Source organism: Paracoccus sp. 228, from assembly GCF_000967825.1.
Classification (GTDB): domain Bacteria; phylum Pseudomonadota; class Alphaproteobacteria; order Rhodobacterales; family Rhodobacteraceae; genus Paracoccus; species Paracoccus marcusii.
This window is the reverse complement of record NZ_JYGY01000001.1, coordinates 578032-604396: the sequence shown is the minus strand read 5'-3', so window position 1 is coordinate 604396 and position 26365 is coordinate 578032. Positions and strand designations below refer to the sequence as shown.

The window sequence follows — 26365 nt, the reverse complement described above, 5'->3', positions numbered from 1 at the left end:
TCAGCGGCTGTCGCCGTCGTCCGGCAGGCCCGGCGCCTCATCGGCGTCATCGCGGGTCAGTTCGGGGCTGACGGTCGTGGGTGCCGTCAAGGCGCCCGGCTGCGCGTTCCGCGACGCGGGCCCGTGCGACTGACCGGGCAGCGCCTCAGGGTTGCGCAGCCAGATGTCGCGTTGGGCGAAGGGGATCTCGATCCCCTCCGCGCCAAAGCGCTGGACGATGGAGTGCAGCAGGTCCGACGTCACGCCCAGCCCCGTGCCGACATCTGCAAGGATCGCCCGGATCTCGAAGTTCAGGGCATCCGCCCCAAGGCCCCGGAACAGGATCGCCGGTGCCGGGTCGATGGAGACCAACGGGTGATCCTCGACGATCTCGCGCAGGACATTCTCGACCTTCTTCGTGTCGCTGCCATAGGCAACGCCGACGGGGATGATGATCCGGCCGACCTTGTTGTGACGCGTCCAGTTGGTCACCGGCTGGCTGATCAGGTCGCTGTTCGGGACGATCACCTCGGTCTTGTCGAAGGTCTCGACCAAGGTGGCGCGGACCGAGATCTTCTTGACGATGCCCTGCTGGCCGCCGGCGCTGATCCAATCGCCGACGCTGACCGGACGTTCGATCAGCAGGATGATCCCGCTGACGAAGTTCGACACGATGTTCTGCAGGCCGAAACCGATACCGACCGACAGGGCACCCGCGACGATCGCAAAGGACGACATGTCGATCCCGGCCGAGGTGATGGCCAACAGCGCCGCCAGGAAGATCCCGACATAGCCCAGGCCCGACACCACGGCGTTCTGTCCGCCCGCATCCAGCCGCGTCTTGGGCAGGATCGACGTGCGCAGCATCCCCTGCACCCCGCGCGTCAGCGCATAGCCGATGGCGAAGATGATCAGGAAGGTCAGGATCGCGCCCGGCGACAGGTTCACCCCGCCCAGGCTGATGCCCTGGCGGAACCGGACCCAGTATTCGGCAAGTTCGGCGCCGGACGACCCCCAGATGATCAGGAAGATCGGGATCGACGCCAAGACCAGGCCGAACCCGGTCAGCAGCGGGGCCAGCCCCTCGCGGGCGCCTTCGGCCCCGCGCTGCATCATGTTGAACAGGTCGGCGGTGAAGTCCTGCAGCAGGATCAGCAGCCCCACCAGCGCCAGCGAGAACAGCCACGGCCAGACCAGAAGGTTGCCCAGGTTGACGAAACCGGCCGCCGTCAGCAGCACTGCGATCGGCGCGATGATGCGCGTCAGACGCCCCGCCCAGGCCGCGATCCAGTGGCGATAGGACAGGTCCTGCGTCACGGCATCGCGCGTCAGCCGCCGCAGGATGTTGCCAAGCCGGAACATCGCCAGCGCGGCCAGCACGATCAGCACAAGGTGCCAGACGCCGGCCGACGCCTCTCCGAACTGAACGGGGACACGGCCGACCTGCGCCTCGCCCTGTTCATATAGGCCAGATAGCGGCAGCATGGCGCGCGACAGGATGTGGTGGATGGCCATCAGCAGGGCCAGCGTCTGGACCATGCGACCTGCCGAGACGCGAGCCTCCTCGGTCATCTGCAGTGAGGTATAGGCGATGGCGGTGCGCGGGAACAGCGCACGGGCCATCCAGATCCCGCCGAACAGGATCACCGCCGCCACCGGCAGCGCGTTCAGGAACGGCGTCGTCCAGGGTCCGGGCAGACCGGTGGCCTGGATGGCGCTGATGCCCAGATAGACACCCGCCATCGGCACGGCGATCTGGCCAAGGGACACGACGAAGGCCAGCACCGCCTTGGAATATTCCGACGCCCGGCTGGACAGGCGGGTGGGCAGTGCCACAATCCATGCCCGGCCATAGGTCAGGATCAGCAGCGCCGCGATCAGGTATCCCGCTACGTAGGGCAGCCGCGGACGCAGGTCGGCCCAGATTTCGGGCGTGGCGTCCTGGCCCGACACCTCTCCTCCGACACCCTCCAGCAGCGCAAGGCCGTCCGTCGCCGCCGCGGCCCACGATGCGGGCAGAACCGGCGACGGCGTCTGCTTGGCCAATTCCAGCGCCTGACGTTGCCGCACGATCTCGTCGATCTGGCCGATGATGGAGTTGGCACGGCTGGTGGCCTCGGTCGCGGCGATGCGGGGGGCCTGGGCGGTGGACAGCTGCTGATTCAGCTCGGTCCGCCGGTTTGCGACCTCCTCGTCCTCGGTCGCGCCTTCTGCGGGCGCGGGGCCAAGGGCCTCGATCTGGTTGCGCAGGGTGGCGATGCGGTCGCCGTTGGCGTTCTGACCCTCCTGCAGCCGATCCCGCCAGTCGACGATCCGCGCCCGTGTGCGGGCCAGCTCCTCGTTGGTGGCCTGGGGGTTCGCGGTCAGCGCCTCGGCGCGTTCGGCGACCTGGTTCCAGGTGTCATAGTTTACGGATTGGGCGATGGCGGGCGCGGCTGTCAGGGCCAGCAGCGCCACCAGGAACGTTGCAATCAGATGTCGCATGAAACCTTTCAGTCTTCGTATACCTGCGGCAGATCCGGCGCCGGACGGGTCAGCCATTCCGGTACGGGAAGGCCCTTGGCGCGCAGAAAGTCGGGGTTGAACAGCTTTGTCTGATAGCGGGTTCCGTAATCGCACAGGATGGTGACGATCGTGTGGCCCGGCCCCATCTCGCGCGCCATGCGGATGGCGCCCGCGATGTTGATGCCGGACGATCCGCCCAGGCACAGACCCTCGTCCTTCAGCAGATCAAAGACGATGGGCAGCGCTTCCTCGTCGGGGATGCGCCAGCTGTAATCGGGGGTGAACCCCTCCAGGTTGGCCGTGATGCGGCCCTGGCCGATGCCTTCGGTGATCGAACTGCCGGGGCTGTCGAACTCTCCGGTGGTGTAGAACGAATGCAGGGCCGCGCCTTCGGGATCGGCAAGGCCGATCTTGACGCCCTTGGGCTGGAGCGCGTCCGCGACGCCCGCCAGCGTGCCGCCGGAGCCCACCGCGCAGATGAACCCGTCGACCTTGCCGTCGGTCTGGTCCCAGATCTCGGGTCCGGTCGTCTCGACATGGGCCTGGCGGTTGGCCACGTTGTCGAATTGATTGGCCCAGATGGCCCCGTTCGGCTCGGTGCGCGCCAGCGCTTCGGCCAGACGGCCGGAATATCGGACATAGTTGTTGGGGTTCTTGTACGGGGCGGCTGGAACCTCGACCAGGGTCGCGCCGGCCAGCCGCAGCATGTCCTTCTTTTCCTGGCTTTGGGTCTCGGGGATGACGATCACCGACTTGAACCCCATCGATGCGCCGACCAGCGCCAGGCCGATGCCGGTATTGCCGGCCGTCCCCTCGACGATGGTGCCGCCGGGGCGCAGCGCGCCGCGCGCGACCGCATCCTTGATGATGTACAGCGCCGCGCGGTCCTTGACCGACTGGCCGGGATTCATGAATTCGGCCTTGCCGAGGATCTCGCAGCCGGTCTCCTCGCTGGCGCGGTTCAGGCGGATCAACGGGGTGTTGCCGATCGCGTCGGCCAGATCAGAATAGATTCGCATGGCGATCGACCCTTTGTTCACAGGTGCAGGACTTTCCATTTACCTATACGCCCCCGGGTTGGAGGGGCAACCCCGCCCTGCCCCTCAGACCTGCGCCCGCAGCCGGTCCCGCCGCGCGTCCAGCCACAGGGACAGGGTGGCCAGCGGCCCATTGGCGACCTGTCCCGCATCCACCAGCGCGGACAGCGTTTCGCGGTCCATCAGGTGGCCGCGAATATCCTCCGCCTCGGAATCCAGCCCGTGGACACCGGCGCAGCCGTCCGGCAAGTCCGCGATGCCGACATAGTGATACAGAAACTCGCACAGCGCGCCGGGGCTGGGATAGGCGTTGAAGGCCGGGATCAGCCGCGTGACCTGCAGCCCCGCTTCCTCCTGCGCCTCGCGCAGGATCGCGGCCTCGGGGGTCTCACCGGCGTCCACGCGACCCGCGACCGGCTCCAGCAGCCATGGCTGCGGATCGCCGCGAAGGGCGGGGGCCATGCGGAACTGCTCGATCACCAGGACGCGGTCGCGGACCGGGTCCCAAGGCAGCATGACGGCAGCATCGCCCGACAGGAACGCCTCGCGGGTCATGGGGGCGGTCTGGCCACCCTGATGCAGGGCATGGGTCAGCACCTGCCGTTCCACCCCGAAGAACCCCAGGAACGGCTGACTGCGCTGCTGAACGCGCAACGCATCGGCGGGACGCTGCCGGACGATCCCCTGCCCCGACGGCGCCGATGCGCGGGCGCGCAGCCGGCTGCCCGCCCAGATCCCCATCATCGGCAGCCGCCATGCCAGCAGGTTTGCCCCGGTTCCGGCGGGTGCCTGCAGGATCTGGACCGCGATTTCGGCGGCGATCGCGTCACGGTCGACGATCGGCGCGTGATCCGCGGCGGGTCCGGATCCGATGCCCATGACCTGCATCCCGCCCACCTCCTGCACCGTCAGGCCCATCACCGCGGCATAGCGGTCCAGCTGCGGCGTCGGCTGTATGGCCAACCCCGGAATTGTCCCCGGCGCAGGCAGCAGCGCAGGCCAGCCGTCAAGCACGACCCCCGCCCGGTGGCCGCCAGTCAGGACGCCCGGCACCTCGACCAGCGTTCCTTCAACGCCCAGCACGGCGCCCAGCTGCGGCTGCGCCAATGCCCCGACGGCGACGATCAAAGCTGCTGCCCCTGACCGCGAAGCGCCGCGGCCATGCCCATGTCATACGAGGTCTGTCCGAAAACCCGGTCGAACCCCGCAAACAGCAACTGCGACAGCGCCTGCCCCTCTGCCGATGCGGCGTGCTGGGCGTAATCCGCAAGTTCGGCGTCACTCAGCGGGCCATAGGCCAGCATCAGGAAACCCTGCAGCCAGACCGTCGCCTCCGCCTCGATCTGGTCGCGCTGCGCCCAGGCATCGGCCATCAGCTGCTGTTGATCCGGGGCCATGTCGAACCCGCCCCCTTCGGCATAGCCGCGGGAAAAGGCGATGGCCGCGTTCAGGCCACCCGCGACATTGGGTGCGATCAGGTCTGCCCCGTCGATCAACTGGACGATCTGTTCCGCACGCGGATCACCATTGCGCAGGGCGCGGGCAAAGTCCGCCCGGGCCTGATCCTCCACCCCGTCCTCCAGCAGGGCGCGCCGCGCGGACCCCTCCAGGCGGATGACCCGCTGGCCCAGGCCGGACCCGTGAAAGGCCAGTGCCCGATCCACCAGCTGCGGGTCCATGCGCGCGGCGGCGTCGCGGACGCCCGCCCGGAACAGCGCCTCCATCCGCGGGGTGTCGTGGATTCGCGCGACCACGCGGGCCCATGGCAGGCCGCCCCCGGCGATCAGCCCCTCGCCCTCCATCCGGGCGGCCTCGGTCACGGCCTCCTCCTGCAGGATCGGCATCAGCGCGGCCAGGTCCAGGGTGCGCCACATGCGGTCGGCCGGGTCCTGCTGCATCTGCACCAGATGGACGTCCGCGGGCGGCGGCACCGCCGGTACAGGAGGTGCCAGAACGGCAAGCAATCCCAGAATGGTCAGCATGTCCCGCACCTTTCGCGAAAAATTTCGACGGTCGGGATTTTTTCGTCCAAACCCTCTTGCGCTTCAACCCCCACCCCTCTAATTCCGCGTCACCACACCAAGAAGCGCGGAGAGGTGCCGGAGTGGTCGAACGGGGCGGTCTCGAAAACCGTTGAGCCTGCAAGGGTTCCGTGGGTTCGAATCCCACCCTCTCCGCCATTTTCCATCAGTTCAGCTCCGATGGTCAAAGTGGCATTTTTCGACATGCTCGTGCTGATGTCCCATTTCGGGGCAATGCTGTCGTGATGTCGAAAATGATGCATGGTGGCCCGTGAGAGATTCGAACTCCCGACCGGCCCGGTGTAAACGGGACGCTCTACCACTGAGCTAACGGGCCACGCTCGCCGCGCATAAAACCGATTTGGGTACCGCTTGGCAAGGGCAGATCAGACATCATCCACGTGGCGCATGACGGTTTCCGCACCGTTGCGGATCATGTGGATTCCACCTTGGTGAATCACCCCTTGGGCCAGATGTGCGGGGGCTTGGCCCAACGCAAGGCAGCGCAGCATGCGCAGGGTGATGCCATGTGTCACGACCAGTGTGGCGCCGGTCAGGTCCATCAGGAATGCACGGCACCGTGCCTCCAGTGCGGCGAACCCTTCGCCGCCCGGGCAGCGGTCGTACCACGCCAAGTCGCCACCTCGGAACAGGTCGGGATAGCGGCCGCGAAGATCACGTTCCAGATGCCCAGCAAAATTGCCGACGCAGATTTCGGACAGGCGCGCATCATGCCGGAACCTGTCGCCGAACACGATCCGCGCCGTCTGGTCGGCCCGTCCAAGCGGGCTGGAGACGCGAAAGCCGTCGATCCCGCGCGTCAGATGCGCCAGCCATCCGGCCTGACGTATCCCGCAGTCGGACAAGGGGGAATCGCCGCGGCCCTGCAGGCGGCCCTCGACGTTCCAGAGCGTCTCGCCATGGCGCATCAGATACAGATCGGGAAGTGGAGCGGGTGAAGGGAATCGAACCCTCGTCGTAAGCTTGGGAAGCTTCTGCTCTACCATTGAGCTACACCCGCATCGTTCGTTCGGATAGCGGCTGGCCGCAATCCCGTCAAGCCTCAGCGCAGGCCCATATCCGCCAAGGCGGCAGCGATGGCGGGGGGCAAGGCCTCTTCCAGCGCGCGGCCTGCGGGCAGGTCCGGTGGCGCATCCGCAGCGGCCAGATAACGCCAGCCTTGGAACTGACGGCGCGGAACGGCCGCAACCCGAACCAGGTCGCGGTCCAACACGATGCCGCAGCGCTGGATGCCGTCGGCACCCTCGACCCGTTCCAGGGTCAGGATGCGCTGGCGGGCCATCATGACGCCCTTGAAGACCCAGAATATCGACCCGCCTTCCAGCAGCTCCACCTCGCGCTTGGGCCACATGCGGGTGACGTGCCGCGCCGGGCCGGACCCGAACCGGGTCTGCCACGCAGCAAGCTCATCGGGGCCTTCGGCACCCACGCAAAGTTTCATCAGGTGAAGGCTTGTCGTCATGGCGATCACCTAGTCGCGCCCGACCCGTCCATCAAGCCCCGAACGCAAAAGGGCCGCATCCGAAGATGCGGCCCCTGCGCGGTCAGTGGACCGAAATCACAGCTCGTCCAGCGCCTCGACGGCCTTTTCCAGCTCTGCCTTGGTCACGGTCTTCTCTTCGACCTTGGCCTTTTCGGCGATCAGGTCGACGACCTTATCCTCGAAGATCGGCGCGCGCAGCTGCTGCTGGGCGGCCTGGTTCTGCTGGATGAACTCGAAGAACTGACGCTCCTGGCCCGGATACTGACGGGCGGCGCGCAGCACAGCTTGGGTCATCTCCTGGTCGGTCACGGTCACCTCGGCCTTCTGGCCGATCTCGGCCAGCAGCAGGCCAAGACGCACGCGGCGCTCGGCCAGGGTCTTGTGCTCTTCGGTCGGCTCGATGGCATCGTGGTTGTGGCCCTGAACCTCGGGGTTCTCCTCGTGCCACAGCTGGTGCGCGATCTGGGCGGCCTCGGCCTCGACCAGCGACTTGGGCAGGTCGAATTTGACCGCCGCATCCAGCTGGTCCAGCAGCGAACGCTTCATGATGGCGCGGGCGGCGCCGGCATACTCGGCCTCCAGACGCTCGGTGATCTGCTTCTTCAGACCGTCCAGGTCGTCGGCGCCGAACTTCTTGGCCAGCTCGTCGTCGATCTCGGCCTCTTTCGGGGCCTTGACCGCCTTGACCGTGCATTCGAAGGTGGCGTCCTTGCCGGCCAGGTGCGGTGCGCCGTATTCCTCGGGGAACTTGACCTCGACCTTGACCTCGTCACCGGCCTTCACGCCGACCAGCTGGTCTTCGAAGCCGGGGATGAAGCTGTTCGAACCCAGGACCAGCGGATAGTCCTCGGCCGCGCCGCCCTCGAAGGCCTCGCCGTCGACGAAACCCTTGAAGTCGATGGTGACCTGGTCACCGTCCTTGGCCTTGGAGCCCTTCTTGCGGTCCTCGAAGGACTGCGACGACTTGGCCAGGTTCTCCAGCGCCTCTGTGACGGCCGCGTCCTCGGCGGGCACGGTCAGCTTTTCCAGCGACAGCGCGGTCAGGTCGACCTCGGGGATCGCGGGCAGCGTCTCGTAGGTCACGTTAACCACGACGTCGTTGCCCTCTTTCCAGGTCTCGCCGTTCTCCATCTCGACCTTGGGTTGGGCGGCGGGGCGGTCGCCCGACTTCTCCAGGTGGTCCTTCAGCGCGCCGTCGATGGCGTCCTGCATGGCCTCGCCCAGGATGCGCGGGCCGAACTGCTTCTTCAGCATCGCCATGGGCACCTTGCCCTTGCGAAAGCCCTTCATCTCGACTTCCGGCTGAGCTTCTTTCAGCTTGGCGTCGACGGCTTTGGCCAGGTCTGCTGCGGGCAGCGTGAACTGATACCCGCGCTGAAGACCGTCGTTCTGCGTTTCCTTGACCTGCATCATCGTCCTCATAGAAAGAAGGGCCACCGATCCGGCGGCCTGAAAATTTGAGCCGTTCTAGTCGCCGTGCCGCTGGCCTGCAAGCAGATTGCGGTCACCAGGCGCTGGAACATCCCCGCCGCTGCGCTATGCTGCGTCCAACCGACAGGAGTCCCCATGACCGCCACCGACATGCAAGAACCGCGCCTGACATCCTTGGCCCATGGCGGCGGCTGCGGCTGCAAGATCGCACCGGGCGTCCTGTCGAACCTGCTGCGAGGCAGCGCCGCCCTGCCCGTCCCCCCCGAACTGCTGGTGGGGATCGAAACGTCGGACGATGCGGCCGTCTACAAGCTGAATGACCGGCAGGCGCTGGTGGCGACGACCGACTTCTTCATGCCCGTGGTGGACGATCCGCATGATTTCGGTCGCATCGCGGCGACCAACGCCATCAGCGACGTCTATGCGATGGGCGCGACGCCCATCCTGGCGTTGGCGGTGGTGGGCATGCCGATCAACGCGATCTCTCATGCGACGATCGCGGCGATCCTGGATGGCGGCGCTTCGATCTGTCGCGAGGCGGGCATCCCCATCGCCGGCGGCCACACCATCGATTCGGTCGAGCCGATCTATGGCCTGGTCGCCCTGGGCCTGATCGACCCTGCCCTGCTGAAGCGCAATGCCGAGGCACAGCCGGGCGATCTGTTGGTGCTGGGCAAGCCACTGGGTGTCGGGGTCATGTCGGCGGCGCTGAAGAAGGGTCAACTGGATGACCAGGGCTATGCCCGCATGATCGAGGTCACGACCAAGCTGAACCGCCCCGGCCCGGACCTTGCCGCCATCGAGGGCGTGCATGCGATGACCGATGTCACCGGCTTTGGTCTGGGCGGCCACGGGTTGGAGATGGCGCGCGGATCGGGCTGCGATCTGATGATCGACTGGTCCGCCGTGCCGCGCCTGCCGGGCATCGACGCTCTGATCGCTGCGGGCCATGTCACGGGCGCCTCGGGCCGCAACTGGGCCAGCTATGGCGAGGGCGTGGCCCTGCCCCAGGGCTTCGGCGATGCCGAACGCGCGCTGCTGACCGATCCCCAGACCAGCGGCGGGCTGATGGTCGCCTGCGCCCCGGACGCGCTGGAGGCGGTGCAGGCGGCCTTTGCGCGTCACGGTTTCGCGGATGCCGCCGTCATCGGCGAGGTCGGCCCGCACAGCGACGCACCCCGCGTCATTCTGCGCTAAAAGCGCAGGCCGACGCTGATCGCGGCCCCTTCGGAGCCGATGCCAAAGCTGGCCGCGCCGAAGCTGATCCCGATCAGCGCACCGGCCAGCGCCTGATCGGCCGTATGTTCGCCCGCCTGCACACGGCTGAAAGCGGTCAGCCCTGCGGCGCCATAGGCGGCAGCGCCCAAAGCGGGATCGTCCTCCCAGCACTTGCCGGCCAGATCCGCGGCCCCGAACCCCGTGGCGGCGGAATGCCCCGACGGGAAACCCCGCCCCTCTCCGGTCGGACGGGTGCCCAGGGGCGATCCGTCGAACACCGCCTTGAGGCCCAGCACCACCGCTGCCTGCAGGGCACCGCGCACGGCGAAATCCTCCAGCCGATCCTGATCGGCCGCGCAGACGGCGGCCGCCAGCGGCAGCGCATATTTCATCGTGGTCCCGAACCGTTCCAGCCCGTCAGCACCCGCAGGCACGGCCAGCATGCAGGTCAGCCCGACAATTGCCGCGCGCATGGCTTTAGCGCTGCAGGGTCTGGAGGTAATCCGCCAGCGCGACCAACCGCGCGGGCGTGGCGACGCGCTGGCCGGAGCCGTCGTCATACATGACGACCGGCCCCTCGCGCAGGACCTCAAAGATCGGCATGTGCGATTCGCTGCGCCCCATCGTGTATCCGACCAGCTGGCCCATTACGCGGGTCTTGGGGAAGACGCCCCCATCCTGTGCGGCCAGCATGGTCAGGTCCGCCGGCGCGGGCACCATGCCCACGGCGGCGGGCCCGTTGCCCCGCCCGCCCGGCCCGTGACAGCTTGCACAGTAATCCGCGTAATCGCGCGCCGCGCCCGTCGGTTGCGCCTCGGGCGCGCAAGCGGCGACCAGCCCCGCCAGCGCCAATCCCGCCGCCCCTGCCATCATCACTGCCCGCATCGTCCGTGCCCCCGTCGGTTATCGTTTGGTCCAGCATGCACCCGCGCGCGGGGCGGTGCAACGATCAGGCAGCGGTCAGGCGCACCACGCGGTCCATCCGTGCGGCCAAGGCATGGTTATGCGTGGCGATCAGCGCCGACAGGCCGGTATCGCGCACCAGCCCCATCAGCACGTCGAAGACCCTGTCCGACGTCTCGGGGTCCAGGTTGCCCGTGGGTTCGTCCGCCAGCAGCAGCGCGGGCTGGTTCGCCAGCGCCCGGCAAAAGGCCACGCGCTGCTGCTCTCCGCCCGACATCTGCGCGGGGCGGTGATCCGCGCGATGCGCCAGGCCGACGCGGTTCAGCAGGTCGGCGGCCCGGGCCTGCGCGTCGCGGGGGGCTGTGCCATTGGCCAGCTGCGGCAGGACGATGTTCTCGGCCGCGCTGAATTCGGGCAGCAGGTGGTGAAACTGATAGACGAAGCCCAGCTCATGCCGCCGCGCCTCGGTCCGCGCGCGGTCCGGCAGGCCGGTCATGTCGCGCCCGGCCAGCCAGACGCGGCCCGCATCGGGCGTGTCCAACAGTCCCGCGATATGCAGCAATGTCGATTTCCCCGCCCCCGACGGGGCGACCAGCGCCACGACCTCTCCGCGCGCGACGGTCAGGTCCAGCCCGTCCAGCACCGTCACAGGCGCGGGACCGTCCTTGGCATAGGTCTTGCCCACGCCCTCCAGCCGCAACACGTCACTCATAGCGCAGGGCCTCCACCGGGTTCATGCGCGCGGCGCGGCGCGCGGGAAAGATCGTCACGACGAAGGACAGCGTCAGCGACAGACCCACCGCGCGGAAGATGTCCCAGGCCCGCAGGTCGGCGGGCAGACGATAGATGCCGCGTACCTCGGGCTGCCATGCGCCACCCCCGGTCAGCGCGTTCAGGGCCGCCATGATGTTGTCCACGTTCAGCGCCAGCGCCACGCCCAGGATCACCCCCGCGATCGTGCCGATGATCCCGGTGAAGGCACCGCACAGGAAGAAGACCCGCAGGATCGATCCTTCGGTCAGGCCCATCGTGCGCAGGATGCCTATGTCGCGGCCCTTGTTCTTGACCAGCATGATCAACCCGCTGGTGATGTTCATCGACGCGATCAGGACCAGCACCGACAGGATGACGAACATCACGTCATCCTCCATGTCCAGCGCTGACAGGAACGACCCGGAACTGTCGCGCCAGGACCAGGTCTGCGCGCCCTCTCCGGCGGCGCTCATCAGGGGCAGCGTCCAGTCGTCCACGCGTTCGGGGTCGTCGACGAAGACCTCTATCTCGTCCGCGACACCCTCTCGGTTGAAATAGGACTGTGCCTCGGCAAGGGGCATGTAGACCCGCGTGCGGTCGATGTCATAGCGCCCGGCGCTGAAGATATAGGTCACCTCATAGGCGTTCACCCGCGGGGTCGTGCCCATGGCGGTGCGCGCACCCTCGGGGGCGATCAGGCGGATGCGGTCGCCCACCCCCACGCCCAGTTCGCGCGCGATGCCCGACCCGATGGCGATGCCCTGATCGAACCCGGCAAGGTCACCCTCGGAGGTGGCGGGGTCGACGATCCGGGGCATCGCCTCCAGGTCGGCCCGCGTGACGCCGAAGACCTCGGCCACGTTGGAGGAGTCGTTGGCGCTGGCCATCACCTGACCCTTGATGATCGCCGCGGTGCGGGTGACGCCCGGAACCTCGGCCAGCCGCGCGGCCATGGCCTCATAGTCGGTGATCCGTCCAGGCACGACATAGACGTCGTCGGTGAACTCGTTGGTGATGGTCTGCGGCGCCATGTAGACTGTCGTGTGCGCATTCGCGCCCAAGATCGTGTCCACGAACTCGGCCCGGAAGCCCGCGCGGACGGCCAGCGTGGCGATCAGCGCCATGACGCCCAGGGCGATGCCGATCAGGCTGATCCAGGTCATGACGCTGACGCCGCCCTCGGCGCGCCGCGCCCGCAGGTACCGCCATGCGATCATGAATTCGAAACGCGAAAAGCCTATCGCCATGGTCCAAGCCCCTGAATTTCCGCCCGGACCCTGCCCCCGCCGACCCCGAAATTCAACCCGACAAAGGCGTGAATGCCTTGCATTCGTGCTAATACCCACCTTGCGACGCCCGCGCCCCGGTGCGACATGAGGGGCATGGCAAAAGCGACAACAGCCTTCACCTGCACCGCCTGCGGCGCCGCCCACAAGAAATGGGCCGGGCGCTGCGACGCCTGTGGCGCCTGGAACACCATCATCGAGGAAGCACCCCTGTCCCAGGGCCCCGGCCGGGGACTGGGCGCGGCAAAGGGTCGGGCCGTACCCCTGTCGGGCCTTTCGACCAGCGAACCGCCCCCGCCCCGCTTCCTGTCGGGCATCGACGAGCTGGACCGCGTGCTGGGCGGCGGCCTGGTTCCCGGCTCGGCACTGCTGGTCGGCGGCGATCCGGGCATCGGTAAGTCGACGATCCTGCTGCAGGCGGCCGCCGCGTTTTCGCGTGCGAACTATCAAGCGATCTATTTCTCGGGCGAGGAGGCCAGCGCACAGGTGCGGATGCGCGCCGTGCGCCTTGGGCTGGCCGAGGCACCGATGCGCCTGGGGGCCGAGACGAACCTCAGGAACATCCTGACCACGCTGGACGCCGAACGCCCCGACGTGGCGGTGATCGATTCGATCCAGACCCTGTGGTCCGACACCGTCGAGGCCGCACCGGGCAGTGTGGCACAGGTCCGCGCCGCCGCCCACGAGCTTGTGACATTCGCCAAAAGCCGCGGCGTTGCGGTGATCCTGGTGGGGCATGTCACCAAGGACGGCCAGATCGCGGGCCCCCGCGTGGTCGAGCACATGGTCGATTGCGTCCTGTATTTCGAAGGCGAACGCGGCCACCAGTTCCGCATCCTGCGCAGCGTCAAGAACCGCTTTGGCCCGTCCGGAGAGATCGGCGTGTTCGAGATGACCGGCAGTGGCCTGGCCGAGGTCACGAACCCGTCTGCGCTGTTCCTGTCGGAACGCGGCCAGCCCATTGCCGGCAGCGCGGTCTTTGCGGGCATCGAAGGCACCCGCCCGGTCCTGACAGAGGTTCAGGCGCTGGTGGCGCCATCGACGCTTGCCAGCCCCCGGCGCACCGTCGTGGGCCTGGACAGCGGCCGCGTCAGCACGATCCTGGCGGTCCTTGAGGCACGCTGCGGGATACCCTTCGCGGGGTTGGACGTGTTCCTGAACGTCGCGGGCGGCATGAAGGTTGCGGAACCCGCGGCAGACCTGGCCATCGCCGGCGCGCTTCTGTCGGCGCGTGAAGACAACGCCCTGCCTCCGGAGGCCGTGCTTTTCGGCGAAATCAGCCTGTCGGGGGCGCTGCGCCCCGTGTCGCAGACCGAAAACAGGTTGAAAGAGGCGCAGAAACTTGGTTTTTCACAGGCTATCCTGCCCGACGCCTCCAAGGTCGAGGGCCAGTCGGGGATGGCCCTTCGGCGCATCACCGATCTGACCGCATTTGTGGGCGAGGTCTTCGGCGCCGGCTGAACCGCCTGATACTGAACGACAACCGGCGCAAGGGGCGGTTTTATGGACGGATTTACGATCATTGATGCGGTGGTGGCGGCTGTCATCATCCTGTCGGCCATCCTGGCGTGGTCGCGCGGTTTCGTGCGCGAATCGCTGGCGATCCTGGGCTGGATCGGGGCGGCCGTGCTGGCCTTCCTGTTCGCGCCCACGGTGCGGCCGATGGTGGCGCAGCTGCCGGTGCTGGACCGCTTCATGGGCGACAGCTGCGAGCTGGCGACGATCGCGGGCTTTGCCGTCGTCTTCGCGCTGGCGCTGGTGATCTTCTCGATCATCACGCCGCTGTTCTCCTCGGTCGTGCAACGCTCGGCCCTGGGTGGCGTGGACCAGGGGATGGGCTTCCTGTTCGGCGTGGCGCGCGGCATCCTGCTGGTCGCGATCGCCTTCATCGTCTATGACCGCGTGATGACCACGCAGGACGTCCCGATGGTCGAGAATTCGCGTTCGGCCCAAGTCTTCGAGCGCATGCGCGGCCAGATGGACGACCAGATCCCCGCCGACGCGCCGGGCTGGATCGTGACCCGCTATGAACAGATGGTCATGGGCTGCACCGCCACCGGCACCCCCGTCACGACCGAAGCGCCCGCCGCGAACTGATCCGCCATGACAGGCAGATGACGAAAAAGCGCCCCTGCGGAACCGCGGGGGCGTGACTTTGTCGGCCGTCGGCACTACATGTCCCCCGACAGCACGACGACATCAGCCCCCACAGATCGAGGCCCGCGCGATGCAACCTTTCCTGGCCCATCCGTTCGATTCGGACCGTCTGCACGAGGAGTGCGGCATCTTTGGCGCGATCGGCGTGGTCGATGCCTCGAACTTCGTGGCCCTGGGGCTGCATGCGCTGCAGCATCGCGGACAGGAAGCGGGCGGCATCGTCGCCCACCATCCCGACTTCGGGTTCAACAGCGCCCACCGGTTCGGCTATGTCCGTGACAATTTCACGAAGCCCGACCTGATGGCGACGCTGCCGGGACAACTGGCCATCGGCCATGTCCGCTATTCCACCGCCGGAACCAAGGCCAACACCGCGATCCGCGACGTGCAGCCGTTCTTCGGCGAGTTCCACATGGGCGGCTGCGCGATCGCGCATAACGGCAACATCACCAATGCCGCCGCTTTGCGCCGCGAACTGATCGAGCGCGGCTCGATCTTCCAGTCGTCGTCGGACAGCGAATGCATCATCCACCTGATGGCCCGGTCGATCCAGCGCAACATCCCCGAGCGGATGAAGGACGCGCTGCGCCGGGTCGAGGGCGCGTTCAGCGTCATCGCCATGACCCGCACCAAGCTGATCGGCGTCCGCGACGCCCTGGGCGTGCGTCCGCTGGTGCTGGGCCGCGTGGGCGAGGACGGGTACGTCCTGGCGTCAGAGACCTGCGCGCTGGACATCATCGGCGCCGAATTCCTGCGCGAGATCGAGCCCGGAGAGATGGTCGTCATCTCCAAGGGCCAGATCGAATCGTCGCGGCCCTTCGGCCCGTCGACCGGGCGCTTCTGCATCTTCGAGCACGTGTATTTCTCGCGCCCCGATTCGATCATCGGCGGGCGGTCGGTCTATGAGACCCGCCGCCAGATCGGCGTGGAACTGGCCCGCGAAGCACCGGTCGAGGCTGATCTGGTCTGCCCGGTTCCCGACAGCGGCACGCCCGCGGCGATCGGCTTTGCGCAGGAATCGGGCATTCCCTATGGCATGGGGATCATCCGCAACCAGTACATGGGCCGCACCTTCATCGAGCCCACCGACCAGATCCGCAACATGGGCGTCCGGTTGAAGCTGAACGTGAACCGGGCACTGATCCGCGGCAAGCGGGTCGTGCTGGTCGACGACAGCGTGGTCCGCGGCACCACCAGCCGGAAGATAAAGGACATGATCCTCGATGCGGGCGCGGCCGAGGTGCATTTCCGGATCGCGTCGCCCCCGACCGCTTGGCCCTGCTTCTATGGCGTGGACACGCCCGACCGCGACAAGCTGCTGGCGGCGAACATGTCGCCGGAACAGATGCGCGAATGGATCGGCGTCGACAGCCTGTCTTTCGTGTCGCTTGACGGGCTGTACCGCGCGGCGGGCGAGGCTGCGGGGCGCGACCCGCAGGCGCCCCGCTATTGCGACGCCTGTTTTTCCGGCGACTATCCGGTGGCGCCCTTCGATCAGCTGGAGCGCGGATTCCGCATGAAGGTCGGATCCGAGACCGCGGTCAAGCAAGCCGCCGAGTAGGTGCGTCCCGCGACGGCCGGGGGGCCAGCCCCCCGGGCCCCCCGCCGTGGTTCCGCATCAGCCGACGATCCGCTCCAGCGGGTCGTATCGTGCCGTGCCATCTCCCCATATCGCATCCCCCAGCATATCGGGCTTGTGCCGCAACGTGGTCAGTTCGGCACGGGTGACCCATCGCGCACGGTTCACGACGCCTTCGGGATCGGTCAGCGTCAACACGTCGGGCCCTGTCAGCGTGGCGCGGAAATGCACCTCGACCTGGTGAAACCGCCGGGAGGGGTCGTGGAATTCGTTCACCAAGAAGGGATCACCGACGGCGATGGTCAGGCTCGTCTCCTCCAAAACCTCGCGCGCCAGATTGTCGGGCAGTGAGGCGTGCGGGTCGACCCCGCCGCCCGGCAGGCACCACAGGTCGGACTGCTGCCCCGGATAGGCATTCACCACCAGCACGCGATCGCGATGCAGGATCGCCGCGCGCACCGCCAGTCGGATCATCCGGCGATCCGGTTCACATGGCCCATCTTGCGGCCCGGCCGCGCCTGCCCCTTGCCATAGAGGTGAACCTGCGTCCGCGGCTGTGCCAGCAGCGCGGACACACGGTCCATGTCGTCGCCGATCAGGTTCTCCATCACCACGTCCACATGACGCTTGCCGTCGCCCAAGGGCAGTCCTGCCACGGCGCGGATATGCTGTTCGAACTGATCCACCGCGCAACCCGCCTGCGTCCAGTGGCCGGAGTTGTGCACGCGCGGCGCGATCTCATTCACGATCAGGCCCTCCGGGGTCACGAACAGCTCGACCCCCAGCACGCCGACATAATCCAGCGCGTTGGCGATGCGCGCGGCGATCAGCACCGCGTCGGTGGTCACCCGCCCGGGCAGGCCGCAGGGCACCGTGGTGGTGCGCAGGATGCCGCCCTCATGGACGTTCAGGCCCGGATCGAAGGCCGCCACCTGGCCATCGGTGCCGCGTGCGATGATCACGCTGATCTCGGCAGTGAAATCGACGAACCCCTCCAGGACCGACGGTGCGCCGGTCCAGTCGGCCGGACCCTCTCCGATGCGCACCTGCCCCTTGCCGTCATAGCCCATGCGGCGGGTCTTTAGGATCGACGGGCGACCGATCCGCGCGATGGCGTCGTCCAGCGCGCCCTGATCCGGCACGTCGGCAAAGGGCGCGACGGTCAGGCCGATGTCGGTCAGGAAGGTCTTTTCGGTCAACCGGTCCTGCGACACGGCCAGCGCGCGCCGCCCCGGGCGTATGGGGCGCAGGCTTTCCAGCAGATCCAGTGCGCTGGTCGGCACATTCTCGAATTCATAGGTGATGACGTCGACGCTTTCCGCAAAGGAGCGCAGTGCGGCCTCGTCCTCATAGGGGGCGGTCGTCACGCGCCAGGCGACGTCACCCGCAGGGGCGGCGCCCGGTTCGAAGATGTGACAGCGCAGGCCAAGGCGGCTTGCGGCCGCCGACAGCATCCGGCCCAGCTGGCCGCCGCCCAGGATCCCGATGGTACGGACCTCAGTCATCGGCGGGCTCCTCTGGGATCGAGGCCGACAGCGCCATGCGCCAGTCGTCCAGCCGCTGCGCCAGCGCCGGGTCGTTCAGCGCCAGGATGCCCGCGGCCATCAGCCCCGCATTGGCGGCACCCGCCGCCCCGATCGCCATCGTCGCGACCGGATAGCCCTTGGGCATCTGCACGATCGAATACAGCGAATCGACGCCGGACAGCGCCTTGGTCTGGATCGGCACCCCGATCACCGGGACGCGGGTCTTGGACGCCATCATGCCGGGCAGATGGGCCGCGCCCCCTGCCCCCGCAATGATCACGCGCAGACCACGCCCGACCGCCGACTTGCCATAGTCCCACAGCCGATCCGGGGTCCGGTGCGCACTGACGATGCGAGTGTGATAGGGCACGCCCAGTTCGTCCAGGATCTGTGCCGCCTCGCGCATGGTCGGCCAGTCGGACTGGCTGCCCATGATGATTCCCACCGCTTCGGTCATCTGTCGTCCCCGTATTGTGCGCCGCGTGCCTGTCCTAGCGCGGGTCCGCGCGGGTCGCAATCAGGCGATGATGTCGGGGGTCAGCTCATCCTCCAGCCGGGCGATGCGATCCTTCAGCGACAGTTTCTGCTTCTTCAGCCGCTGCAGGGCGACGGAGGCGGTCAGCTGGCCCTGAAGGGCGGCGATGGCCTCGTCCAGGTCGCGATGCTCGCAGCGCAGGGCCGCAAGACGGGCGCGGCTGATCTCGTCGTGGTTCATCGAATGCTGCATGTTCATCGGGCGGGCTCTTGGGAAATGCCGTGGTTCCGACTTATAGCGCGTCGCGCGGCATCTGTTAAGCTGGCATGGACAAACCACACGGCTCACGCCATCGTGAGGGCGTGTCCCGGAGGGTTGCCATGTCGCGGCTTGCCACCATCCTTGCGCTGATGATCGCCGGCCCCGCCGCGGGCCAGGCTGATGGCAATGTCACCTGGAACACGGGGCGCCTGCCCGACGGGCCCGGCCACGCCGCCGAGATCGCCTATGAGGGACGCAGGCTCAGCTATGTCTGCCGGCCCGGTGATGAGGGACGGCTGGTGATCGACGGGATGGGACAGACCGATGATCCGATCGTCGTCCTGGTCGACGGACAGCGGATCGCCGTGCCGTCCGACATGACAAACGGCGTCCATTCGATCGCCGCCGATCCCGGATCGCAGCTGTTGTCGGCGCTGACCGGGGGGCGGCAGGTCACCCTGCTGGCCGGGCCGGTGACGCTCAGCCTGCCGTTGGAGGGGTCTCGGCGCGCGATCGGACAGGCGATGGAGGCCTGCGACCTTCGGCCCTGACAGCGCGGATCTTGCAAAACGATGCCGTCCTTTCCATATCTTGCGCAGGACGGAGGCCGCCGCAACGGGACCCCGGACCTGCAGTCGCTGCAACGCAAAGGGCTGAGATGACGAAGATTTCCTTAGGGGCACATCCCTATCTGCTGGGGTTCGACCAGCTTGAACGCCTGGTGGAACGGGCCTCCAAGGGGGCCGAGGGCTATCCGCCCTATAACATCGAACACCTGCCGCCCGATGCTTTCCGCATCACCCTGGCCGTCGCCGGCTTTGCCGAGGACGACCTGGCCATCACGACCGAGGACCGCCAGCTGGTGATCCGCGGCCGGCAACCCGAACCGGACGACGCCCGCGTCTATCTGCATCGCGGCATCGCCGCCCGCGCCTTTCAGCGCAGCTTCGTGCTGGCTGACGGGGTCGAGGTGACGTCCGCCGCGATGGAAAACGGGCTTCTGCACATCGACCTGCGCCGGGTGAACCCGCAGCAGGTCGTCAAGACCATTCCGATCAGCCGCAAGCAAGGGGATCATCATGGATAGTAAATTCGATTTCGGAGGCGGTACGTCCGCCCAGACCGTCTACATCCGGCAGGTCGCCGCCGCGACCCTGCCCCGCGACGTTCAGGACCAACTGCCCGGCGTTCAGACCTTGTACGCCGTCCACGACACCGACGGCGAACGGCTGGCCTTGGTCCAGGACCGCGCCTTGGCCTTCACCCTGGCACGCGAGAACGAGCTGCGGCCCGTCAGCGTCCATTAGGCATAGCGCATAAACGCGAAGGCCCGCCCATCGGGCGACCAGCAGGGCACGTTCAGCGTGCCCTGCCCACCGAACAGGTCGCACAGCTTGCGCCGTCCCGTCCCGTCCGGCGCCATGATCCACAGGGACACGTTCCGGTCGCGCGGATGTTCCAGCGTACCGGGCGCATAGGCCAGATAGACGACATGGCGCCCGCAGGGCGACGGATGCGGGAACCAGTTCACCGCGTCGTCGCGAAAGACCGGCGCGGCGTCCAATCCATCGACGCGCACCTTCCAGATCTGCGCGTGACCGGTCGCGTCGCTGTTGAACCAGATCCAGTTGCCACACGCACTGAAATCGGGACCGTCATGATGGGCGACGTCCGGGGTCAGCACCCGTTCGCCGCTGCCATCCATGGCGCAGGTGGCGATGCGCACCACGCGGTCGCCCCGCGCGCAGGCATAGACCAGCCGGTCGCCGTGCGCGCCGTGCCACCAGCTTGGGCGCTGCGTGCCCACCGGTTGGGTTGTCGCGCCGTCCCAGACATGCATCCCGGCCCCGGTCCCGTCATGTGCGGAAAAGATCACCCGCCCGTCGGGCAGAAAGCCGTGGTCGTTGTTGCACCGTTCGGCGCAGCCGGTCTGCAGCAGCTGCAGACCGTGGGCATCGGCGCGCCACAGGCGCCCCTCTCCGTTCACAAGAAACCAGCCGTCAGGGTGCCAGTTCGGCGCCTCGATCAACATCGGGGTGCGCAGGATCACGCGGGACTGCCCGGTGGCGACATCCCAGACCTCCAGGGACGACCGCCAGCTCATGGCGTCACCGCCCAGCGGTCACCGCGCCATTGGCGCAGCGCCAGCACCGTCAGGATCGCCGCAAAGACGCTGATCTGATAGGACAGCGCGTGGCCGATGGCCGCGGCATGGTCCTGATCAACGCGCAGGCGGACAAAGAACAGGCTGCTGACGATGGCAATGCCGATGGCCGCGCCGATCTGTTGAAACGCCTGCATGCCGCCCGTCGCGGCCCCCGCGATGCGCCCAGGCACGTCGCGCAGCACCAGTTGGAACAGGGGAGAGATCGCCAGACCCATCCCCAAGCCGTTCATCGCCAAAGGCCCGGCCAGCGTACCGGGGCCAAGATCGGCAGGCGGGTGGCCTGCTGCGTGGCGCAACCAGATCATCCCGGCCAGCATCACCGCCGCGCCCAGGGCGACCCGCCCCACCAGCGCCCGCGTCCCGAACCGCCCCGTGACATAGCTGCCCAGCATGATGCCCAATGGGAACGGCGCCGTGGCGACGCCCGATTCCAGCGGCGTCAGGCCAAAGCCGGTCTGGAAATAGATGGCCAGGACCAGAAACATTCCCGGAATGGCCGAGAAATGCAGCATCACCACCGCCACCCCGGACAGAAAGCCCCGATCCCGCAGCAACACCATCGGCAGCAGCTGTTCCCGGCCCTCTGCCTCCAGCGCGTGCTGGCGCCGCAGGAACAGCGCCCCGACGGGGATTGCCGCGACCAGGGTGACCAGCGTCCACCACGGCCAGCCCAGCAGCGGTCCCTCTATCATTGGCAGGACGACCAGCGTGATGGCCAGACCGAACAGGCCCACGCCCCACCAGTCGATCGCCATGTCGCGCGACGATTCCAGCCGCGGGATCAGCCAGAACCCCGCCAATACGACCAGCAGCCCCACAGGCAGGTTGACCAGGAAGATGGGCCGCCATTCAAGGCCGTAGAAGTTCCCGCTGATCAGCACGCCGCCCAGCAGCGGCCCCGTGACCGCGCCCAGGCTGATGACCACGCCCGCCAGCGCGAATGCCTTGGCCTTCTGTTCGGGGGGAAAGATCACGTGCATGATCGCCATGACCTGCGGCACCATCATCGCCCCGCCGATGCCCTGCAGCGCACGCGCGCCGATCAGGACGTTGATGTCGGGCGCCAGCCCGCACAGGACGGATGCCAGCGTGAACAGCCCCACGCCCGACAGGAACAGCCGCTTGCGTCCCAGCTTGTCCCCGAAGCGCCCGCAGGGCAGCAGGCCCACCGCAAAGGCCAGCACATAGGCCGCCGAGATCCATTCGATCTGCGTCTCGCTGGCGCCAAGATCGGTGCGGATCGAGGGCAACGCCACGTTGACGATGCTGACATCGATCAGGTTCATGAAATTGCCCATCAGCAACAGCACGGTTGCTGCCCAGGGGTTGACGCCCTTGGGCGGGCTGGCGGGATGGGGCATCGGGCAACTCCGTTGACGGTCAGCGCGGAACCATCCGCAGGCGCGCAAGGTTCCGGACGCCAAACGGCCCCGGTGTCGCACCGGGGCCGTTCGTATCACTGCGGCAGGGATCAGGACAGGCCGATCAGGCCCATGCTCTCCAGCTTAAGCAGCACCTGATGGGCGGCGCTGTCCACGTCGATGTCGGTCGTGTCGACGCGCAGTTCGGGGTTGGCCGGTTCTTCATAGGGATCGGAAATTCCGGTGAACTCCTTGATCTTGCCTTCCCGCGCCAGCTTGTAGAGGCCCTTGCGGTCGCGGCGTTCGCATTCCTCCAGGGGCGTGGCGACATGGACCTCGACGAAGGCGCCGCCGGCCTCGACCATCTCGCGCACGGCGCGGCGGGTCGCGGTATAGGGCGCGATCGGCGCGCAGATCGCGATGCCGCCGTTCTTGGTGATCTCGGACGCGACATAGCCGATGCGCTTGATGTTGATGTCGCGATGCTCCTTGCTGAACCCCAGCTCGGACGACAGGTGCTTGCGGACCACGTCACCGTCCAGCAGCGACACGGGACGACCGCCCATCTCCATCAGCTTGACCATCAGCGCGTTGGCAACCGTCGACTTGCCCGACCCCGACAGGCCGGTGAAGAACACGGTGAAGCCCTGGTTGGCGCGCGGGGGCGAGGTGCGGCGCAGCTGCTGCACGACCTCGGGGAAGCTGAACCATTCCGGGATGTCCAGCCCCTCGCGCAGGCGGCGGCGCAGTTCGGTGCCGCTGATGTCCAGAACCGTGCTGCCCTCGGGGATCTCGTTCGCGGGGAAATACTGCGCCTTTTCCTGCACATAGACCATGTGTTTGAAGTCGACCATCTCGACGCCGATTTCCGACTGGTGGGCCTTGAACAGCTCCTGCGCGTCATAGGGGCCATAGAAGTCCTGGCCCTGGCTGTTCTTGCCGGGTCCGGCATGGTCGCGGCCGACGATGAAGTGGGTGACGCCGTGGTTGGCCCGGATCAGGCCGTGCCACACAGCCTCGCGCGGGCCGGCCATGCGCATCGCCAGGTTCAGCAGCGACAGGTTGGTGGTGGCCGCCGGATACTTGTCCAGCACCGCCTCGTAGCAGCGGACGCGGGTGAAGTGGTCGACGTCGCCCGGCTTGGTCATGCCGACGACCGGATGGATCAGCAGGTTCGCCTGAGCCTCGCGGGCGGCACGGAAGGTCAGCTCTTGGTGCGCGCGGTGCAGCGGGTTGCGGGTCTGGAACGCGACGACGCGGCTCCAGCCCAGCTTCTTGAACATGGTGCGCAGTTCGTTGGGCGTGTTGCGGCGGGCGCGGAAATCGTAATGCGTCGGCGCCTGCAGGCCCTTGACCGGGCCGCCCAGATAGACCGGGCCCGCGACGTTGTGCAGATAGTTCACCGCCGGATGCGCCAGGTCGTCGGCGCCGAACACCTTTTCGGCCTCCAGCGCCTTGTTGGGCACCCATTTGTCGGTCAGCGACATGATTGCCAGGATCACGCCCTCCTGGTCGCGCAGGGCGATGTCGGTGCCCGGCTCCAGCCCTTCGGCGAACTTTTCGGAGACGTCCAGCGTGATGGGCATCGGCCACAGCGCGCCCGACGTCAGGCGCATGTCGCTGACGACGCCGTCATAGTCGGCTTGGGTCAGAAAGCCCTTCAGCGGGTTGAAGCCGCCGTTCATCAGCAGCTCCAGATCGCAGATCTGGCGCGGCGTCAGGTCCCAGCTGGGCATCCGCCCGGCATCGTCCTTGAGCGCGGCGGCCGACGCCTCGGAGACATAGAGTTCGGGAATGGGGGCATGCTTGGGCAGGGTCATGGTCACGACTCGTGGGTTGCGCAGAAACGGATCAACACGCGACCCTGCGGGGATCGCGCGACTCGAGGCGACGCATAGCCCCCATGAAAGCGATATTCAAGTCTGGGAAAACGCTTTTCGCTTCCGGCATGCCGCGGGGAACCCGACCACACGCGTCACGTTGGGTCCGCGAACCGCAACGACAGGAGCGCATGATGACCGACCAGACCACCGCAAGCCAGGAAGAGCAGCGCGCCTTGTCCCAGGATGAACTGGAGCTGGCGAACCAGACCCGACAACCGGCCTTGGGCCGTTTGTCCGACAAGGAGTTGTCCGATCTGGTGGGGCTGCTGCGTGTCCGTCGCAACCGCGCGCGCGACATTGCGGCCCGCCAAGGGCGCGAGGCGCGCGGAAAGGCCGGGCCCAAGGGCACAAACCCTGCGGCCGGCAACGCGGGCACGCGCAGCAAGGCCGAGTTCCTGACCGCCGCCCTGGACCGGGCGACGGCCGAACGCGAACGGCGCGAAGGCGATGCCGATCCCAGCCAGAAGGATCTGGCCCAGAAAGCTGCCGCACTGAAGGACGACGCCACCAACGCGATGATGGAGGCCGGTGGACCGCTGCACCCGAACGACCCCGATGCCGACCCCGGCAAGGCCGGCTTGGCAGAGACGCAGCGTGACGCCGCACCGTCGGGTGCCTTGGATCACGCGGGCGAGTTGCCGGCCCGCGAACGCTCGCGCGAGCGCGGGTGAGCCGTCAGTAGATGACGGCGACCCGCTGCTCAGGCTCCAGCTCGACCTCGCCCTGAGCCTCGAGGAAATGCGCGGCATCCAGCGCGGCCATGCATCCCATGCCCGCGCTTGTCACAGCCTGACGATAGATGTGATCGGTCAGGTCGCCCGCCGCGAACACGCCGGGGATCGAGGTGCGCGTGCTGCCTGCCTCGACCTTGACGTAACCGCCGTTGTGCAGCTCTAGCTGATCCTTGACCAGTTCGCTGGCCGGTGCATGGCCGATCGCCACGAACACGCCGTCAGCCTTGATCGTCTGCGTCGTTCCGTCAACAAGGTTGCGCAGCGTGGCGCCGCTGACGCCGACCGGGGTTTCGGTCCCGGTGACCTCTGCCAGTTCGCTGTTCCAGATCACCTCGACCTTGGGATGGGCGAACAGGCGGTTCTGCAGGATCTTCTCGGCCCGCAGGCTGTCGCGGCGGTGCACCAGCGTCACCTTGCTGGCGAACTTGGTCAGGAACAGCGCCTCCTCGACCGCGGTGTTCCCGCCGCCGATCACCACGACCTCGCGATTGCGATAGAAGAAACCGTCACAGGTGGCGCAGGCACTGACGCCGAAACCCTTGAACTTCTCCTCGGACGGCAGGCCAAGCCAGCGCGCCTGCGCCCCCGTGGCAAGGATCACCGCGTCTGCGGTGACCACCCGACCGCTGTCGCAGGTCGCCGTGAAGGGACGCTTCTGCAGGTCCAGCGCGGTCACAAGATCGGTCACGATCTCGGCACCCATCGCACGGGCGTGGGTCTCCATCTTGACCATCAGGTCGGGGCCCTGGATCTCGGTGTCGCCGGGCCAGTTCTCGACTTCGGTCGTGATGGTCAGCTGCCCGCCGGGCTGCATCCCCTGGATCAGCATCGGCTCCAGCATGGCGCGGGAGGCGTAGACGGCGGCGGTGTATCCCGCCGGGCCCGATCCCACGATCAAAAGTTTCACATGGCTGCGTTCGGTCATCTTGCGCCCCTTTCGCGGTTTGTGCATGAGGTAGTCCCTCATGCGCCGGACTGCAACGCATCCCCGCCACGGACCGACGTCGATAAGATTGTTGCGCCGGACGGGGCGGCATTGTAGTTTCCGGCAACGCCAAGACCTGATAGAAGAAAGACAACCATGGCCGGCGCCAAACTGGACGACATCGACCGCAAGATCCTGGCCGAACTTCAGGCCGACGGGCGCATGACCAATGTCGAACTGGCCCGCCGGGTGGGCATCTCGGCGCCGCCCTGCCTGCGCCGCGTCCGCACGCTGGAGGAGTTGGGCTATATCCGCGGATATCATGCCGACATCGACGCCCGCGAACTGGGGTTCGAGGTGCAGGTTTTTGCTATGGTGCGCCTTGCGTCACAATCCGAACGCGACCTGTCGGCCTTCGAGGCGCTGGTCCAGGAATGGCCGCTAGTCCGCGAATGCCACATGCTGAACGGAGAGATCGATTTCATCCTGAAATGCATCTCTCCGGACCTGTCGACCTTCCAGCGCTTCCTGACCAACAGCTTGACCGCCGCGCCGAACGTGGCATCGGTCAAGACGTCGCTGGTGATCCGGGGCGCCAAGGACGAACCCGCCGTCCCCTTCGAGATCGTCGAGGAACGTGTCCGCGAAGCAGGCTGATCC

General features: G+C 67.3%; 28 protein-coding genes and 3 tRNA genes. 10 read left to right on the top strand and 21 right to left on the bottom strand.

Translation table 11 applies throughout. From position 1 onward, the window contains the following. The 4 genes from SY26_RS02895 to SY26_RS02880 all read right to left on the bottom strand — a co-directional run bounded on the left by SY26_RS02895 (position 1) and on the right by SY26_RS02880 (position 5503). Entirely contained in the window at positions 1-2463 is a 2463-nt protein-coding gene (locus SY26_RS02895; RefSeq protein ID WP_052715091.1) for a DUF3772 domain-containing protein, read from the bottom strand. 8 nt (positions 2464-2471) lie between these two features. After that, entirely contained in the window at positions 2472-3503 is a 1032-nt protein-coding gene (locus SY26_RS02890; protein WP_045999181.1) for a cysteine synthase A, read from the bottom strand. 84 nt (positions 3504-3587) lie between these two features. After that, positions 3588-4649, bottom strand: coding sequence for an NUDIX domain-containing protein (locus tag SY26_RS02885; protein ID WP_045999180.1), 1062 nt, complete (start codon positions 4647-4649; stop codon positions 3588-3590). Continuing rightward, positions 4646-5503, bottom strand: a complete 858-nt coding sequence (locus SY26_RS02880; RefSeq protein WP_052715090.1) for a hypothetical protein — start codon at positions 5501-5503, stop codon at positions 4646-4648. Before SY26_RS02880 ends, SY26_RS02885 begins: the two co-directional genes overlap by 4 nt. A 108-nt stretch (positions 5504-5611) precedes the next feature. On the opposite strand from SY26_RS02880, the gene SY26_RS02875 reads away from it, so the two are divergent. Continuing rightward, positions 5612-5701: transfer RNA gene (locus SY26_RS02875), tRNA-Ser, on the top strand. Between the two features lie 103 nt (positions 5702-5804). On the opposite strand, the gene SY26_RS02870 is transcribed toward SY26_RS02875, so the two are convergent. From SY26_RS02870 to tig, 5 genes are all read right to left on the bottom strand, one after another. Continuing rightward, a tRNA-Val gene (locus SY26_RS02870) sits at positions 5805-5879 on the bottom strand. A 49-nt stretch (positions 5880-5928) separates the two neighbouring features. Continuing rightward, entirely contained in the window at positions 5929-6471 is a 543-nt protein-coding gene (locus tag SY26_RS02865) for a histidine phosphatase family protein (protein WP_045999623.1), read from the bottom strand. 18 nt (positions 6472-6489) lie between these two features. Next, positions 6490-6563 (bottom strand) — tRNA-Gly (locus tag SY26_RS02860). Between the two features lie 42 nt (positions 6564-6605). After that, entirely contained in the window at positions 6606-7025 is a 420-nt protein-coding gene (locus SY26_RS02855; RefSeq protein WP_045999179.1) for a DUF1489 family protein, read from the bottom strand. A gap of 96 nt (positions 7026-7121) precedes the next feature. Then, positions 7122-8456 (bottom strand): trigger factor, encoded by a 1335-nt coding sequence (gene tig, locus SY26_RS02850; RefSeq protein ID WP_045980797.1) that lies wholly within the window; start codon positions 8454-8456, stop codon positions 7122-7124. A gap of 156 nt (positions 8457-8612) precedes the next feature. Here tig and selD point away from each other — a divergent pair, with 156 nt between their 5' ends. Beyond that, positions 8613-9674 (top strand): selenide, water dikinase SelD, encoded by a 1062-nt coding sequence (gene selD / locus SY26_RS02845; protein WP_045999178.1) that lies wholly within the window; start codon positions 8613-8615, stop codon positions 9672-9674. Here selD and SY26_RS02840 read toward each other — a convergent pair. The 4 genes from SY26_RS02840 to SY26_RS02825 form a co-directional block, all read right to left on the bottom strand. Then, positions 9671-10168, bottom strand: a complete 498-nt coding sequence (locus SY26_RS02840) for a phosphatase PAP2 family protein (protein WP_045999177.1) — start codon at positions 10166-10168, stop codon at positions 9671-9673. The genes selD and SY26_RS02840 overlap by 4 nt on opposite strands. Positions 10169-10172: 4 nt before the next feature. Continuing rightward, positions 10173-10580, bottom strand: coding sequence for a c-type cytochrome (locus SY26_RS02835; RefSeq protein ID WP_045999176.1), 408 nt, complete (start codon positions 10578-10580; stop codon positions 10173-10175). 64 nt (positions 10581-10644) lie between these two features. Then, on the bottom strand, positions 10645-11310 hold the full coding sequence (locus SY26_RS02830) for an ABC transporter ATP-binding protein (protein ID WP_045999175.1): 666 nt from the start codon (positions 11308-11310) through the stop codon (positions 10645-10647). Next, entirely contained in the window at positions 11303-12598 is a 1296-nt protein-coding gene (locus SY26_RS02825; protein WP_045999174.1) for a lipoprotein-releasing ABC transporter permease subunit, read from the bottom strand. Before SY26_RS02825 ends, SY26_RS02830 begins: the two co-directional genes overlap by 8 nt. 135 nt (positions 12599-12733) lie before the next feature. Between SY26_RS02825 and radA the strand changes: the two genes are divergently transcribed. From radA to purF, 3 genes are all read left to right on the top strand, one after another. Further along, positions 12734-14098 carry a DNA repair protein RadA gene (radA, locus tag SY26_RS02820; RefSeq protein WP_045999173.1) on the top strand — a complete coding sequence of 455 codons (1365 nt, stop codon included), beginning with the start codon at positions 12734-12736 and terminating at the stop codon, positions 14096-14098. A 42-nt stretch (positions 14099-14140) separates the two neighbouring features. Beyond that, positions 14141-14734, top strand: a complete 594-nt coding sequence (locus tag SY26_RS02815; RefSeq protein WP_045980780.1) for a CvpA family protein — start codon at positions 14141-14143, stop codon at positions 14732-14734. A 130-nt stretch (positions 14735-14864) separates the two neighbouring features. Next, positions 14865-16355: an amidophosphoribosyltransferase gene (gene purF, locus SY26_RS02810; RefSeq protein WP_045980781.1), complete on the top strand. Its 1491-nt coding sequence runs from the start codon at positions 14865-14867 to the stop codon at positions 16353-16355. A 57-nt stretch (positions 16356-16412) separates the two neighbouring features. On the opposite strand, the gene SY26_RS02805 is transcribed toward purF, so the two are convergent. The 4 genes from SY26_RS02805 to SY26_RS02790 are packed head-to-tail and all read right to left on the bottom strand — an operon-like array spanning position 16413 to position 18632. Beyond that, entirely contained in the window at positions 16413-16847 is a 435-nt protein-coding gene (locus SY26_RS02805; RefSeq protein ID WP_045999172.1) for an NUDIX domain-containing protein, read from the bottom strand. Further along, on the bottom strand, positions 16844-17878 hold the full coding sequence (locus tag SY26_RS02800; protein WP_045999171.1) for a 5-(carboxyamino)imidazole ribonucleotide synthase: 1035 nt from the start codon (positions 17876-17878) through the stop codon (positions 16844-16846). Before SY26_RS02800 ends, SY26_RS02805 begins: the two co-directional genes overlap by 4 nt. After that, the gene (gene purE / locus SY26_RS02795; RefSeq protein ID WP_045983048.1) at positions 17871-18356 is read right to left on the bottom strand and encodes a 5-(carboxyamino)imidazole ribonucleotide mutase; all 486 of its coding nucleotides are present in this window, start codon (positions 18354-18356) and stop codon (positions 17871-17873) included. Before purE ends, SY26_RS02800 begins: the two co-directional genes overlap by 8 nt. Before the next feature lie 60 nt (positions 18357-18416). After that, complete coding sequence (locus SY26_RS02790; RefSeq protein ID WP_045983047.1) at positions 18417-18632, bottom strand: YdcH family protein; 216 nt, start codon at positions 18630-18632, stop codon at positions 18417-18419. A 122-nt stretch (positions 18633-18754) separates the two neighbouring features. Between SY26_RS02790 and SY26_RS02785 the strand changes: the two genes are divergently transcribed. From SY26_RS02785 to SY26_RS02775, 3 genes are all read left to right on the top strand, one after another. Beyond that, positions 18755-19186: a hypothetical protein gene (locus tag SY26_RS02785; protein WP_045999170.1), complete on the top strand. Its 432-nt coding sequence runs from the start codon at positions 18755-18757 to the stop codon at positions 19184-19186. Between the two features lie 107 nt (positions 19187-19293). Next, complete coding sequence (locus tag SY26_RS02780) at positions 19294-19722, top strand: Hsp20 family protein (RefSeq protein WP_045983045.1); 429 nt, start codon at positions 19294-19296, stop codon at positions 19720-19722. Next, complete coding sequence (locus SY26_RS02775; RefSeq protein WP_045999169.1) at positions 19715-19942, top strand: DUF1150 family protein; 228 nt, start codon at positions 19715-19717, stop codon at positions 19940-19942. The genes SY26_RS02780 and SY26_RS02775 overlap by 8 nt, the downstream gene beginning before the upstream one ends. Here SY26_RS02775 and SY26_RS02770 read toward each other — a convergent pair. From SY26_RS02770 to SY26_RS02760, 3 genes are all read right to left on the bottom strand, one after another. Beyond that, the gene (locus tag SY26_RS02770) at positions 19939-20739 is read right to left on the bottom strand and encodes a hypothetical protein (protein ID WP_045999168.1); all 801 of its coding nucleotides are present in this window, start codon (positions 20737-20739) and stop codon (positions 19939-19941) included. The two genes, SY26_RS02775 and SY26_RS02770, sit on opposite strands and share 4 nt — an antisense overlap. After that, positions 20736-22163 carry an MFS transporter gene (locus SY26_RS02765; protein ID WP_045999167.1) on the bottom strand — a complete coding sequence of 476 codons (1428 nt, stop codon included), beginning with the start codon at positions 22161-22163 and terminating at the stop codon, positions 20736-20738. The genes SY26_RS02770 and SY26_RS02765 overlap by 4 nt, the downstream gene beginning before the upstream one ends. Positions 22164-22273: 110 nt before the next feature. Then, a complete protein-coding gene (locus SY26_RS02760) occupies positions 22274-23983 on the bottom strand; it encodes a bifunctional sulfate adenylyltransferase/adenylylsulfate kinase (RefSeq protein ID WP_045999166.1) in 1710 nt (569 codons plus the stop codon). A 191-nt stretch (positions 23984-24174) separates the two neighbouring features. Here SY26_RS02760 and SY26_RS02755 point away from each other — a divergent pair, with 191 nt between their 5' ends. Then, a complete protein-coding gene (locus SY26_RS02755; protein ID WP_232303248.1) occupies positions 24175-24717 on the top strand; it encodes a hypothetical protein in 543 nt (180 codons plus the stop codon). Positions 24718-24721: 4 nt separating this feature from the next. Here SY26_RS02755 and trxB read toward each other — a convergent pair whose 3' ends face one another. Continuing rightward, a complete protein-coding gene (trxB, locus tag SY26_RS02750; protein WP_084693651.1) occupies positions 24722-25705 on the bottom strand; it encodes a thioredoxin-disulfide reductase in 984 nt (327 codons plus the stop codon). A 156-nt stretch (positions 25706-25861) separates the two neighbouring features. Between trxB and SY26_RS02745 the strand changes: the two genes are divergently transcribed. Further along, positions 25862-26362 carry an Lrp/AsnC family transcriptional regulator gene (locus tag SY26_RS02745; protein WP_045999164.1) on the top strand — a complete coding sequence of 167 codons (501 nt, stop codon included), beginning with the start codon at positions 25862-25864 and terminating at the stop codon, positions 26360-26362. Positions 26363-26365 lie beyond the last annotated feature (3 nt).